The organism is Enterobacter genomosp. S (assembly GCF_001631805.1).
GTDB lineage: Bacteria > Pseudomonadota > Gammaproteobacteria > Enterobacterales > Enterobacteriaceae > Enterobacter > Enterobacter quasihormaechei.
Genome location: NZ_LVVA01000018.1, coordinates 399,432 through 412,886, shown reverse-complemented (window position 1 = coordinate 412,886; position 13,455 = coordinate 399,432). Strand labels below are relative to the sequence as shown.

Genomic DNA, 13,455 nt, shown 5'->3' with positions numbered 1-13,455 from the left:
AACTGCGCCCCGAAAGAGAGAATTAAACAATCTGCAACGTGCCCTGACGGAACTTACGCTGGTAAACCACGGTGGTCAGCACCATTGGGATGATAATCGCCACCGCCATGGCCAGCGCAAATACCTGCCAGAAAGTGGGCTGAATGGAGAGGATACCCGGCAGGCCACCGACGCCAATGCCGTTCGCCATCACGCTATTCAGGCCGCACAGCAGGCCCGCCAGACCAGAGCCGATCATCGCGCAGAGCATCGGGAAGCGGTACTTCAGGTTGATGCCGTACATCGCCGGTTCGGTGACGCCGAGGTAAGCGGAAATAGCCGCCGGAACGGAAATCTCACGCTCGTTGTGCTTACGGCTGACGATAATGATGCCGGTGACCGCAGACGCCTGCGCGATATTAGACAGGGCGATAATCGGCCAGACCGGCGTACCGCCGAGGCTTTGAATCATCTGCATATCGATGGCCAGCGTGGTCTGGTGTACGCCGGTGATCACCAGCGGAGCGTACAGGAAGCCGAACAGCGCGGCACCGATTGGCGCGAAGCTGCCGGTCATCAGGTGACGGACCGCGAAGGCCACGCCGTCGCCAATCATCCGGCCAAACGGACCGATAAAGGCATGCGCCAGGAACACCGCCAGGATCAGCGAGCAGACCGGGACCACCACCAGATAGAGGTAATCCGGCACGATGCGCTTCAGGCGCGTTTCAATGAAGCCCAGCGCCAGACCCGCCAGCAGGGCCGGGATCACCTGCGCCTGATAGCCCACCTTGGCGATGCTAAACAGGCCAAAGTTCCACACCTCCGGCACCTGCTGACCAAGTAAGTAAGCGTTCATTAACTGCGGAGAGACCAGCGTAACGCCCAGCACGATGCCCAGAATCGGCGTGCCGCCCATCTTGCGCACCGCCGACCAGCAAATCCCGACCGGCAGGTAGAAGAAGATCGCCTCGCCAATCAGCCACAGGAAGTCATAGATGCTTTGCAGCGCCGGGTACATCTGCGCCAGGGTTTTGCCGTCGCTCATCGGCACATCGCCGATGACGTTACGGAAGCCGAGAATTAAGCCCCCGCTGATCAGCGCCGGCAGCAGCGGGAAGAATATCTCCGCGAAGTGGGAAATCAGCTGCTCGTGCCATTTCATATTCTGGCGCGCCGCCTTCTTCGCCTGCTCCTTATCGGCGGAAGCGTGCCCGGTAGTCGCCAGCAGAGCCTGATAGTAATCGCCCACTTCGGTACCAATCACCACCTGAAATTGCCCGGCGTTGGTGAAGCAGCCTTTAACCATCTTGAGCTCTTCAATGGCCTTCGGATCGGCCTTGGCCGGATCGTTCAGCACGAAGCGCAGGCGGGTAATGCAGTGGCTGACGGTGGCGATGTTCTCGCGTCCGCCGACCAGGACGATAAGCCGATCGATATCTGCTTGTTTGACTTTACTCATCATGAAACCTCATGACCGGTTGATAGGGGTAATGACCTGAGCGCAAGCCTACTCTTTCAGCGTGACGGCGAAAATGGGAACGTTCCCGAAATCGGGCGGAGATCACAATAATCCCTTTAGCGGGGGTTATCTGGATGCGTTTCTTGAGATGTGTTCAAGCACGTGTATGCCCTTTGAGATTTATGTCTGTAGCTTACGGACCTGTGAGGAGAGTGATATAAAAAGATTCTCAATTCATGAGCTTAATCGTTAATGTTTTGAAGGAATACCGGGTCAATATCTTAAAAATCCGTTTCCCAGACCTAAACGTGATCTGGCTGGAACATTCACATCGCGTACAGGCATAGGCTGCTTTCAAATGGTTAAAAAAGTCTGGGGCGCGTATGTACGGAAACAACGAGATCATCAGTTATCTACAGGCCAATAAAATACTTGCGTTAAAACTCGACCATGCTATTACAGGTGTGAGTGAGCAGGTTAAAAATCAGATAGATACGATAAGTAAAGGCGCGACTCGACTGTTGTATTACACCTCATGTTTCACCGATGAATACAATGACGTTTGCCAGAGACAAAAGACTGAAGATATACGTATCAGGGATGCCGTTTATAAGGTACTCAGTGGCGTTGATGTCGCCTATAACATGCTGCAAATCTACTTTGAGGAAATTTTCAAAAACAAAACCTCAGACCAATTAGAATACATCAAGCAGCGCCTGATGGCCGTAAATGTTCATGTTGCAGCAGTTACTCTTACAGGTGCCGGATTTACATTAGCTGTCGCCTCTTACGTTCGACTTGGTTTAAACCTCAGTCTCGAACTCAGCGCCATTGCAGGAACATGGGCATCCCGGGGTATTGCCCTTATAGGTTTTTATGGTGTAGTGCAGAAAGCCGCAGACAGTGCTTATCGCCTGCATGTTGAATTCCCTGCCTATTATTCTGCACTTTATGCGCAAGGACTGGAAATGCTCTATTTTCTCATTGAGCCGATATTTCATCAGGCGAACGCGATGAAAGCGCAATGGGCGTCTAATGACCAAATTGCAGACATCATTAGCAGGATGATCCAATAGTCATGCTGAACTATATAAAACGTTTTTTATGTTGGCAAGGGAGAACTTTCTTTTCAGTCTACGGCCCAACCGTGCTAACAATTATATTCGCCCTTATTCAGGCTCATTTCTTCCCTGGAAGCCCAGTCTGGCCAATCGGTGTTTTCTTCATTGCCGTAATGATTATTTTTGGCCGTTATATAAAAGGCTGAACACGCCAATATTGATATCAACTAATAAGGAAATTACATGTCTACTCCCGCACACTTATGGCTTGAAGATGAGAACGGTTCGCCGGTTGTCGGTAGCTGCCTGATACCGCTGCGCCTGGGCTCTATTGAATTAAAATCATTCTCTCACGGTGTGACCATCCCGGTTGACCCCAGTTGGGGAAAACTCACTGGTACTCGTGTTCACCGCCCAATCACAATCATTAAAGAATTCGATCAGACAACGCCCCTTCTGTATCGTGCGGTGTGTGAAGGGCGAATAATGAAGAAAGCGACAATCAAAATGTACCGTATTTTGGATTCAGGGATCGAAGCCGAGTATTTTAATATCATTCTTGAAAACGTGAAGTTCACAACGGTTGCGCCATATCTGTCACCCAACGGCACGAGCAGTACTCATCTCGAAACGCTCGAATTGCGCTATGAGGCGATCACATGGAAGTATACGGAAGGCAATATCCTGTATCGTGATTTATGGAACGATCGCTGTTGTGCATAATATCGAAAGAAATGGCGCAGGAGTCGTTGATACGCTTATTGATTTTCTTCTCCCTGCGCTTATTTTCCTTCCTGACACTTTCTACGACAGGTGGGCAGGAATAACGATCTGACGCGGCTCTGCACGACCGTTGATCTGCTCGATCAGCTGCGCGGCAGCCTGACGGCCAGACTCGCCGTAGCCGGGGTCAACGCTGATAATCTCCGGGTGTAAGAACTTCATCAGCGGCGTGTTTCCCACGCTCGCTAATTGCAGCTCCCCGATGCGCTGCTCCTGCAAATATTTGCTCGCGCCTAATGCAAGGGTATCCGTGGCGCACACCAGGGCGGTGGTGTGTGGGGTTAGCACGCTGGCGACCTGCTCATATCCCTGCTTCATGCCCAGCCCCGGCAGCGCGGCCACCGCAGGGAGGTTGTTTTTTTTACAAAACGCCAGATACGCTTCATGGCGACGCTTGCCGGTGGTGACGTCGGCATGCGGCACGCCGAGATAGCTGATATGCCGATGGCCCTGTTCATACAGGCGCTGCATCAGGATCACTATCGCCCCTTCGTCATCGTAACAGACGGAGGCAAACCCGCTGGCGTCGCGCGCCAACAGCACCAGCGACGGCTGCCAGGGCTTCAGTACGTCCTCTTTCAGGCCGGTAAACCCGAACAGTACCACGCCATCAATGTTGCGGCGCTGAAGCATACCCAGATGCTCCTCCACCATTTGCGCGGAGAACTTGCTCTCCATCATGATCGGATCGTAGCCCTGCTCGTAAAAGGCGGGAAGCATGGTCTGCACGGCGAGGTTTTCAGAGAGAGAATCCAGACGCGAGACAATAATGGCGACCACTTTATCGCTCTGCCCGCGCATGGCGCGCGCGGAGCGGGAAGGGGAAAAACCGTGCTGATTCATCACCGCCTCGACGCGTTCGCGGGTGCGCTCGCTGACACCGCTTTCGTTGTTCAGCACGCGTGAGACGGTCGATTTCCCCACGCCGCTTAAACGCGCGATGTCTTTAATCGTAAGGCGGTTCTGCATGCTGTTTTCCCTGTAACAACGACAAAATGGTCAATTGAGCCTAATGCTATCCTGCGGATTCGCTATGGGCAAAGTCTGGTTTACGTTTGGTTTATTTGTAGGGCGTTATAATACCGCCCGATTAGCCACAAACGGTATGGATAAATCTCTATACTGCGTGCCGACACTCTACTTTTTACTTACCGGAGGCCACATGGATCCCGATCCCGTACCTCTCCTGACCAGGAGAAAACCTTCTTTCCGGTAAGCCAGCCTTTTGCTGTCTCACCGGCGTGAGGCAGCAACGTTCATACGTTCCTGCTTGATAAATTAAGTGCCTGACAGGTAAGGCTTTGCCACGCCTGCGGGAAAGACTGCGTCCGCCTTTGCGGATGCGGGGGAATGACTATGCTGAAAAATATCACCCGGCAGCTGTTTACGCAGCTGAGCCGCCATCTGCCACGCCGCCTGATTGCGCGCGCTCCGCTGCCAAATGCCAACACCATGGCGGGAGCGGCAATTCCCGCCTCTCTGACCGAGCGCTGCCTGAACGTGGCGGCGATGGATGAAAACGAAGTCTGGCGCGCCTTTGGCGGCCACCCGGAAGGGCTGAACGCGCAAGAAGTGTTAAAAAGCCGCGCGGAACATGGCGACAACCAAATCCCGGCGCAGAAACCCTCTCCCTGGTGGGTCCACCTGTGGCTCTGCTATCGCAACCCGTTCAACCTGCTGCTGACGGTGCTCGGGATTATCTCTTACGCCACTGAAGATCTGTTTGCCGCAGGCGTGATTGCCCTGATGGTGGGCATCTCCACGCTGCTTAACTTTATTCAGGAAGCGCGCTCCACCAAAGCGGCAGACGCCCTGAAGGCGATGGTCAGCAACACCGCGACCGTCTCGCGCGTAATTAACGATCTCGGTGAAAACGCCTGGGTTGAGCTGCCCATTGACCAGCTGGTGCCGGGCGATCTGGTGAAGCTGGCGGCGGGAGACATGATCCCGGCGGATTTGCGCATCATCCAGGCGCGGGATCTGTTCGTCGCCCAGGCCTCATTGACCGGTGAATCCCTGCCCGTGGAGAAGGTCGCACGGACCCGCGACCCGCAGCAGATGAACCCGCTCGAGTGCGACACCCTGTGCTTTATGGGCACCACGGTGGTCAGCGGCACGGCGCAGGCAATTGTCACCGCCACCGGCGGCAACACCTGGTTTGGGCAGCTGGCCGGGCGCGTCAGCGAGCAGGAGAGCGAGCCGAATGCGTTCCAGAAAGGCATTGGCCGCGTCAGCATGCTGCTGATCCGCTTTATGATGGTCATGACGCCGATTGTCCTGCTGATCAACGGCTACACCAAAGGCGACTGGTGGGAAGCGGCGCTGTTCGCGCTCTCCGTGGCCGTTGGCTTAACGCCGGAAATGCTGCCGATGATCGTTACCTCCACGCTGGCGCGCGGGGCGGTCAAACTCTCTAAACAAAAGGTGATCGTCAAACACCTCGACGCCATCCAGAACTTTGGCGCGATGGACATTCTTTGCACCGATAAAACCGGCACCCTGACCCAGGACAAAATTGTGCTGGAGAATCATACCGATATTGCCGGGAAGACCAGCGAGCGTGTGCTGTACAGCGCGTGGCTGAACAGCCACTACCAGACCGGGCTGAAAAACCTGCTCGACGTGGCGGTGCTGGAAGGCGTGGATGAAGAGTCTGCCCGCATGCTCTCTGGGCGCTGGCAGAAGGTGGACGAAATCCCGTTCGACTTTGAGCGTCGCCGCATGTCGGTGGTGGTCAGCGAGCAGCCGGACGTGCATCAGCTGATCTGCAAGGGGGCGTTGCAGGAGATCCTGAACGTTTCAACGCAGGTGCGCCACAACGGGGAGATCGTGCCGCTGGACGACACCATGCTGCGCCGCATCAAGCGCGTCACCGATAGCCTGAACCGTCAGGGGCTGCGCGTGGTGGCGGTGGCGAGCAAATTCCTGCCCGCGCGGGGGGGGGACTATCAGCGTATCGACGAATCCGACCTGATCCTCGAGGGTTACATCGCCTTCCTCGATCCGCCGAAAGAGACCACCGCACCGGCGCTGAAGGCGCTGAAGGCGAGCGGCATCACCGTCAAAATTCTCACCGGCGACAGCGAGCTGGTGGCGGCCAAAGTGTGTCACGAAGTGGGGCTGGACGCGGGCGACGTGGTGGTGGGGAGCGACATTGAGCACCTCACCGACGACGAACTGGCGCAGCTTGCCCAGCGCACGACGCTGTTTGCTCGCCTGACGCCAATGCACAAAGAACGCATTGTGACGCTGCTGCGTCGTGAAGGGCACGTGGTGGGCTTTATGGGCGACGGCATCAACGATGCGCCGGCCCTGCGTGCGGCGGATATCGGCATCTCCGTGGACGGCGCGGTGGATATTGCCCGCGAGGCGGCGGATATCATCCTGCTGGAAAAGAGCCTGATGGTGCTGGAGGAGGGCGTTATCGAAGGGCGTCGCACCTTCGCCAACATGCTCAAATACATCAAAATGACCGCCAGCTCCAACTTCGGTAACGTCTTCAGCGTGCTGGTGGCGAGCGCGTTTCTGCCGTTCCTGCCGATGCTGCCGCTGCACCTGCTGATCCAGAACCTGATGTACGATGTCTCTCAGGTAGCGATCCCGTTTGATAACGTGGACGACGAGCAGATCCAGAAGCCGCAGCGCTGGAACCCCGCCGATCTGGGACGCTTTATGCTGTTCTTTGGGCCGATCAGCTCTATTTTCGACATCCTGACCTTCTGCCTGATGTGGTTTGTGTTCCACGCCAACACGCCGGAACACCAGACGCTGTTCCAGTCCGGCTGGTTCGTGGTAGGGCTGCTGTCCCAGACGCTGATTGTGCACATGATCCGCACCCGCCGCATTCCGTTTATCCAGAGCCGTGCCGCGTGGCCGCTGATTGTGATGACGGGCATTGTGATGGCGCTCGGGATTGCGCTGCCGTTCTCGCCTCTTGCAGGTTACCTGCAACTTCAGGCGCTGCCGCTGAGCTACTTCCCGTGGCTGGTAGCGATCCTCGCGGGCTATATGGTGCTGACGCAGATGGTGAAAGGATTCTATGCGCGTCGATATGGGTGGCAGTAAGCTTATTTTGCCACAATCCAGACGTAGGCCGGGTAAGGCGAAGCCGCCCCCCGGTATCTGGCTTTCCTCCCAAATTCAACAACCTGTGATCTCCGTCGGCGCATTCGCTTGACGACAATTTGTACGCATGTTAACAGAATGTTTTGCCTGTATTTGGCCCGTCAGATAAGGAACATTCATGTTACGGTACAGTCTCTTAACCGCCGGGCTTATGCTCGGCGCCTCCGCTTTTGCCGCGCCGGCAGGCGACCTTCCCCTGATGCCCTGGCCTGCGAAGGTTGAACGTCCGACGACGCAGGGCGCGCTGGTGCTTAACAATCAACTCTCCGTGAGCGTCAGCGGCGACGATCTGGGGGACGCGGTCAACCGCCTGCGCCAGCGCATTGCGCTGCAAACCGGCTGGACGCTACAGCCGCAGGCCGAAAAACCTGACAAGCCGACCATCCGCATCGCCATCGTCAGAAAGGTTAAGCCGCAGCCGCTGCCGGACAGCGATGAAAGCTATACGCTGAAGGTCGATGCCAGCGGCGTGAACATCTCCGCTAACACCCGCTTTGGCGCATTGCGCGCGATGGAAACCTTGCTCCAGCTGATGCAGAACGGTGCCGAAAACACCTCGATTCCGTGGGTTACCATCGAAGATTCGCCGCGCTTCCCGTGGCGCGGGCTGCTGCTCGATTCGGCGCGCCATTTCATCCAGTTACCCGATATCAAGCGTCAGATCGACGGCATGGCTGCGGCCAAGCTCAACGTCCTGCACTGGCATCTGACTGACGATCAGGGCTGGCGCTTTACCTCGAAGCGTTATCCAAAATTAACCCAGCTTGCCAGCGACGGGCTGTTCTACACCCCTGAGCAGATGCGCGAGATTGTGCGTTACGCTGCCGAACGCGGCATACGCGTGGTGCCGGAAATCGATATGCCGGGCCACGCCTCAGCGATTGCCGTCGCCTATCCGGAACTGATGAGCGCGCCGGGGCCGTACGCCATGGAGCGCCACTGGGGCGTGCTGAAGCCGGTGCTGGATCCCACCAAAGAGGCGACCTACACCTTTGCCGACGCGATGGTCAGCGAACTGGCGGCGATCTTCCCCGATCCGTATCTGCATATTGGCGGCGATGAAGTGGACGACAGCCAGTGGAAAGCGAACGCGGCGATCCAGAGATTTATGCGCGACAACAAACTGGCGGACAGCCACGCGTTGCAGGCGTATTTCAACCGCAAGCTGGAGACGATCCTTGAGAAGCACCACCGGCAGATGGTCGGCTGGGACGAGATCTACCATCCCGATCTGCCGAAAAGCATTCTGATCCAGTCCTGGCAGGGGCAGGACGCGCTGGGGCAGGTGGCGCAGAACGGCTATAAGGGCATTCTCTCAACCGGCTTCTACCTCGACCAGCCGCAGTCCACCGCCTATCACTACCGCAACGAAATTGTGCCGCAGGGGCTCAATGGCGTGGATGTGATAGCGGACACCGACAGCGTCCAGAGCTGGGCTTTCTCCATGCCGCGCCTGAAGGGCAAGCCGGTGGAGGGGAGCTTCACGCTGGTGAAAGGGGAGGCCGGCTGGCGCGGGTTTATTGATTTTGCCGGGAAATCCCGCCGCGCGGTGCAGGATATTGAATGGCGGGATGACAATCAGGTGACCTTCACCGTCGATACCTGGATGGGCGAAACGCGCCCGGTCGTTTCAGTTGCGAACGATAAGCTCAGCGGTTATTTCCTGGTGGGCAACGCGCGCTACCCAATCGACGGTTCGCGTCTGGACGAGGTGCCAAAAGGCATACCGCCCGTGGTGCCGGACCCGGCGAACGAGGCCAACCTGCTCGGCGGTGAAGCCGCGCTGTGGGCGGAAAACGTGGTCGCGCCGGTGCTGGACATCCGCCTGTGGCCGCGCGCTTTTGCGGTGGCTGAGCGGCTATGGTCGGCGAAGGACGTGAACGACGTCGACAACATGTATACCCGGCTACAGGCGATGGACAGCTGGTCCACCGTGTCGGTTGGGCTACAGCAGCACACCCAGCAGCTGGTACAGTTTACGCGGCTGGCAAATAATGCGGATACCTTGCCGCTGCAAATCCTCGCTCAGGCGCTCGAGCCGGCGCAGTATTACACCCGCCAGCATCTCAAGTTCCAGGCCGGAAACTATCATCAGTTCGAGCCGCTCAACCGGCTCGCGGACGCGCTAAACGCTGAAAGTGCTACCGTGCGTCAGATGAATAAATGGGCCGACCGTCTGGTCAGCGACGCGGAAGACACGGAAAGCGCCGAGGCGCTGCGCCACGTCTTTAACCGCTGGCAGAACAACACCAGCGACGTGCTGGCCTTGAGCGAAAACAGCTATCAGCTGAAGGCCATCAAACCGGTGATTCAGGAAGTGGATAAGCTGGCCTCGATTGGCCTGAGGCTGACGGATCTGGTGGCGCGTCAGGGGACGCTGGATGACAAAGAGATCGCGTCGATCCAGAGCGAGCTGGACAGCGCGGCGAAGGTGCAGGATGAGGTGGTGATTGCGGCGGTCTATCCGCTGGAGACGCTGCTACGCGCCACGCGGAATCAGTAGAAAAAAATACCCCTCACCCTAACCCTCTCCCCTTTGGGGAGAGGGCCGGGGTGAGGGGACTAGTTCTTCAGAACCCACGCCTCTTTCCAGTGTGCGCCAACGCCTGGCTCATACTGGTTTGCGGTTGGGCTGTACTGCACGCAGAAGCCGCTGTACGGGAAAGGCTTACATTCGTAGGTCTTACCGTCTTTAGGTTGAAGCACCACGGTACCTGCCTTGTACGACGCGATATTGTCCGGGAAGGTAAAGTCGTGGTGGCCGGTGCTGTCCGCGGCTGCATCGCTTTCCAGCATCAGGTTCAGGACGTCCTGCGCGAACATCGTGCCGTCTTTATTGGTCGCGTAGTATTTCAGCATGTGGTGGCCGGCGGCCACGTCGGTCAGGGTCATGGTGACGTCCTGATTGCTGTTGTTCATGTCCTGCTTCAGGTAGCCTTTTTCCGCACCGTGGTGGTTCATCACATGTGCTTCAAAATTCACGTCGCCCTGGGTGTTGACGTGGAAGGTCACGGTCGCGTTGCCATGTTCGATTTTGCTGTATTGCAGATCGGTAACGGCGATGCTCTCGCTCACCTGCGCTTTCTGCTCTTCATAAGAGATAGCAACGGACTGTAAGGTGCTACCGTCTTTCACGAAGACGCTGTTGGCGCCGTGAACCGGGCTGATGTCACCGGCCTCATCCTTCACGCCGACGCGCACATCGTGCTGCGCGGTGTTGATCTTCTGCGCCAGATCGTAGGACCACTGGTTAGCGTCGCCTTGTTCAGCAGAGCCGATGGTCATCTCGGTGCGCATGGCGGTCACTTCGCCGTGGGCGTCGAAGAAGCGTGCGATAACTTTATCGCCCACGTTCAGGTTATTACCGGCAATCTGGCCACTCAGGGTTTTGCTCCACTCGGATACGATCGCAGGCGTTTCGTCCGGGGTAACGTTGCCGCCATTCCCGAAATCAACGTCGATAGCCTGATAGAAGCTGTTTGTGGTATCTGCAATTTCCCATACGCCGTAAATTACCTGATAACCCGTGCGCTCAGGAACATTACAGGTCATGGATTTCGTTACGGCTGGCGCCTGGCTATTTCCGTTAATTGTACAGAACGGGGTTAATTCAAACTGATCGCGGGTTAGCGGTTTATTTGGATCCCAGTTTTGTTTGGTAATGTAATAACGCCAGTTGGTGGTTTTGTGCGGCGCAGTATGGTGCCAGACAAATTCATGCGGGCCCGCGGTCATCGGGTTTTTAGTCCACGCATTCAGGCTCTGCTTATCCAGCTGAGAGTATTGAGAGATACCCGCGCTGGCGAGGTGTCCGTCTGCTGGCTCTGCCCCTGTCGGGAAGCCGGAGGTTTTCTCTACGCTCTGCGGTTCATACTGTACGGAGCCGCAATCAATATTTTGACCCAGCTTACACATATAGGCGCGGCTGGCAGGAGATTCAATATATCCGTGAGCAAATGCCGAAGACGCAACGGTCACTGTTGCGAGGGCAAGTGCAATTTTTGAAAGTTTCATTACTCATCCATTATTAGAGAATATTACTAGGCGAGAGAGAGTCTAATAATGGAGCTGGCTCTGTGTCATTTTACCCGGAGAGTAAAAATAACCGAAATAAAAAAGGCAGCCCGAGCTGCCTTCTGTTTATTGAAATATATTAACGACGTACGGCGATCGCTTCAATTTCAATTTTCACGTCTTTTGGCAGACGCGCAACTTCCACGCAGGAGCGCGCCGGGAAAGTAGCGTTGTGCTCGGTGAAGAACGCTTCATACGTAGCGTTAACGGTGGCGAAGTCGTTCAGATCTTTCACGAACACCGTCGTTTTGACGATATCACCCACTTTCAGACCCGCAGATTCAACGATAGCCTGCACGTTTTCCAGCGACTGACGCGCCTGCGCCGCCACGTCGGCCGGTACTTCACCGGTTTTCGGGTTTACCGGGATCTGGCCTGAGGTGATGATCATGCTGCCCAGATCAACGCCCTGAACGTACGGGCCGATAGCCGCTGGTGCATTTTCCGTCGCGAGTACTTTGCTCATTTTTTCTCCAGAATTACAGCGTTAAGAATGTTCCCGGCCATTATAACAGCCGGGATTTCATTACCAACCTCAATTAGTTGGCCAGCACCACATAATGGGAAAACTCTTTTTCGCAGTATTTGCATTTGAGCGCGATGTCGTTGGCGCGCTTTTTCACTGCAAAGCTGGACGAAACCGGCTCGGCGTGGCTGATGCAGTTGCTGTTCGGGCAGACCAGCACGCTTTCGATGCGCTCCGGCAGGCTCGGGCGGGATTTGCCCACCACGTCGTAATCGTCGATGCGGTTAACCGTGGCGTCCGGCGCGTACAGCGACAGCTGGTTGACCTGCTCGTCGGTCAGGAAGGTGTTCTCGATCTTGATCAGGTCCTTACGGCCCATTTCGCCGGACGGCAGGTTCAGGCCGATGGTGATGCGCTGGTCGGTTTCGGTCAGTTTGAACAGCGTCAGCAGCTTAAAGCCCACCTGCGCAGGGATGTGGTCAATCACGGTGCCACGCTTGATGGCTTCAACCTGGAGTTTGTTATCGTGTGTCATAGTCGTCTCCCCTTACAGAGCTAATTCGCGATTCAGAACCAGTGCCAGTAACGCCTGGCGGGCGAAGATGCCGTTCCCGGCCTGCTGGAAGTACCAGGCGTGCGGCGTTTTATCCACGTCGGTGGCAATCTCATCGATGCGCGGCAGCGGGTGCAGCACCTTCATGTTGTCGCGCGCGCCGTCGAGATCGCTGGCGCGCAGCACGAACTGCGCCTTCACGTTGGCGTATTCGGACGGATCCAGACGCTCTTTCTGCACGCGGGTCATATAGAGAATATCCACGTTGCCCACCACCTCTTCGATGCTGGCGTGCAGGCTCCACGTAATGCCTTTCTCGTCCAGCATGTCGAGGATGTACTGCGGCATCGCCAGCGCGTCCGGGGCGATGAAGAAGAAGCGGTTGCCGCTAAATTTCGCCAGCGCCTGGGTCAGGGAGTGGACGGTGCGGCCGTACTTCAGGTCACCGACCATGGCGATGTTCAGGTTTTCAAGCGTGCCCTGCGTCTCCTGAATGGTGAACAGGTCCAGCAGGGTTTGCGTCGGATGCTGGTTGGCGCCGTCACCGGCGTTCAGCACCGGAATGCCGCCAGAAAACTCGGTCGCCAGACGCGCCGCGCCCTCCTGCGGGTGGCGCATCACAATCGCGTCAACGTAGGTGCTGATCACTGAAATGGTATCCGCCAGGGTTTCGCCTTTTTTGCCCAGCGACGTGTTGCTGCTGTCCGAGAAGCCCACCACGCTCGCGCCCAGGCGGTGCATGGAGGTTTCAAAGGAGAGGCGGGTGCGCGTCGAGGCTTCAAAGAAACAGCTCGCGATCACCTTGTGCTTCAGCAGCTCCGGCTGCGGATTGGCCTTCAGTTTTGCCGCGGTTTCCAGAACCAGTTCCAGCTCTTCGCGGCTGAGGTCGTTTATGGAAATGATGTGTTTTTGATAAAGCGGATTCATGTTTATCTCCTGACGCCGGGCAAAA

10 protein-coding genes are annotated in these 13,455 nt (G+C 56.6%); 4 read left to right on the top strand and 6 right to left on the bottom strand.

Features of this window, described 5'->3' with window-relative positions:
- Positions 1-22: 22 nt before the first annotated feature.
- Positions 23-1,441 (bottom strand): PTS trehalose transporter subunit IIBC, encoded by a 1,419-nt coding sequence (gene treB / locus A3466_RS12885; RefSeq protein ID WP_063450979.1) that lies wholly within the window; start codon positions 1,439-1,441, stop codon positions 23-25.
- A gap of 383 nt (positions 1,442-1,824) precedes the next feature.
- Between treB and A3466_RS12880 the strand changes: the two genes are divergently transcribed.
- Both A3466_RS12880 and A3466_RS12870 read left to right on the top strand, forming a co-directional pair.
- Positions 1,825-2,517, top strand: coding sequence for a hypothetical protein (locus tag A3466_RS12880; RefSeq protein ID WP_063450873.1), 693 nt, complete (start codon positions 1,825-1,827; stop codon positions 2,515-2,517).
- A 228-nt stretch (positions 2,518-2,745) separates the two neighbouring features.
- Positions 2,746-3,225, top strand: a complete 480-nt coding sequence (locus tag A3466_RS12870) for an Hcp family type VI secretion system effector (protein WP_063450871.1) — start codon at positions 2,746-2,748, stop codon at positions 3,223-3,225.
- Between the two features lie 81 nt (positions 3,226-3,306).
- Here the strand turns inward: A3466_RS12870 and treR are convergent, their stop codons facing one another.
- Positions 3,307-4,254 carry a trehalose operon repressor TreR gene (gene treR / locus A3466_RS12865; RefSeq protein ID WP_063450870.1) on the bottom strand — a complete coding sequence of 316 codons (948 nt, stop codon included), beginning with the start codon at positions 4,252-4,254 and terminating at the stop codon, positions 3,307-3,309.
- Between the two features lie 387 nt (positions 4,255-4,641).
- Between treR and mgtA the strand changes: the two genes are divergently transcribed.
- Both mgtA and A3466_RS12855 read left to right on the top strand, forming a co-directional pair.
- Complete coding sequence (mgtA, locus tag A3466_RS12860; RefSeq protein ID WP_063450869.1) at positions 4,642-7,350, top strand: magnesium-translocating P-type ATPase; 2,709 nt, start codon at positions 4,642-4,644, stop codon at positions 7,348-7,350.
- Positions 7,351-7,528: 178 nt separating this feature from the next.
- Entirely contained in the window at positions 7,529-9,913 is a 2,385-nt protein-coding gene (locus tag A3466_RS12855; protein WP_063450868.1) for a beta-N-acetylhexosaminidase, read from the top strand.
- A 59-nt stretch (positions 9,914-9,972) separates the two neighbouring features.
- Here A3466_RS12855 and gbpA read toward each other — a convergent pair whose 3' ends face one another.
- The 4 genes from gbpA to pyrB form a co-directional block, all read right to left on the bottom strand.
- Positions 9,973-11,424 carry an N-acetylglucosamine-binding protein GbpA gene (gene gbpA / locus A3466_RS12850; RefSeq protein WP_063450867.1) on the bottom strand — a complete coding sequence of 484 codons (1,452 nt, stop codon included), beginning with the start codon at positions 11,422-11,424 and terminating at the stop codon, positions 9,973-9,975.
- Positions 11,425-11,563: 139 nt separating this feature from the next.
- Entirely contained in the window at positions 11,564-11,950 is a 387-nt protein-coding gene (gene ridA, locus A3466_RS12845) for a 2-iminobutanoate/2-iminopropanoate deaminase (RefSeq protein WP_003863373.1), read from the bottom strand.
- Positions 11,951-12,023: 73 nt separating this feature from the next.
- Positions 12,024-12,485, bottom strand: coding sequence for an aspartate carbamoyltransferase regulatory subunit (gene pyrI, locus A3466_RS12840; protein WP_010427352.1), 462 nt, complete (start codon positions 12,483-12,485; stop codon positions 12,024-12,026).
- Positions 12,486-12,497: 12 nt separating this feature from the next.
- Positions 12,498-13,430 carry an aspartate carbamoyltransferase gene (gene pyrB / locus A3466_RS12835; protein ID WP_028015316.1) on the bottom strand — a complete coding sequence of 311 codons (933 nt, stop codon included), beginning with the start codon at positions 13,428-13,430 and terminating at the stop codon, positions 12,498-12,500.
- Positions 13,431-13,455: the final 25 nt, after the last annotated feature.

Bases quoted from the DNA above. Each gene is read 5' to 3' on its own strand.
- A3466_RS12880 (WP_063450873.1), top strand. From the start codon at position 1,825: ATGTACGGAAACAACGAGATCATCAGTTATCTACAGGCCAATAAAATA.
- pyrI (WP_010427352.1), bottom strand. From the start codon at position 12,485: ATGACACACGATAACAAACTCCAGGTTGAAGCCATCAAGCGTGGCACC.
- ridA (WP_003863373.1), bottom strand. From the start codon at position 11,950: ATGAGCAAAGTACTCGCGACGGAAAATGCACCAGCGGCTATCGGCCCG.
- A3466_RS12870 (WP_063450871.1), top strand. From the start codon at position 2,746: ATGTCTACTCCCGCACACTTATGGCTTGAAGATGAGAACGGTTCGCCG.
- A3466_RS12855 (WP_063450868.1), top strand. From the start codon at position 7,529: ATGTTACGGTACAGTCTCTTAACCGCCGGGCTTATGCTCGGCGCCTCC.
- gbpA (WP_063450867.1), bottom strand. From the start codon at position 11,424: ATGAAACTTTCAAAAATTGCACTTGCCCTCGCAACAGTGACCGTTGCG.
- treR (WP_063450870.1), bottom strand. From the start codon at position 4,254: ATGCAGAACCGCCTTACGATTAAAGACATCGCGCGTTTAAGCGGCGTG.
- treB (WP_063450979.1), bottom strand. From the start codon at position 1,441: ATGAGTAAAGTCAAACAAGCAGATATCGATCGGCTTATCGTCCTGGTC.
- pyrB (WP_028015316.1), bottom strand. From the start codon at position 13,430: ATGAATCCGCTTTATCAAAAACACATCATTTCCATAAACGACCTCAGC.
- mgtA (WP_063450869.1), top strand. From the start codon at position 4,642: ATGCTGAAAAATATCACCCGGCAGCTGTTTACGCAGCTGAGCCGCCAT.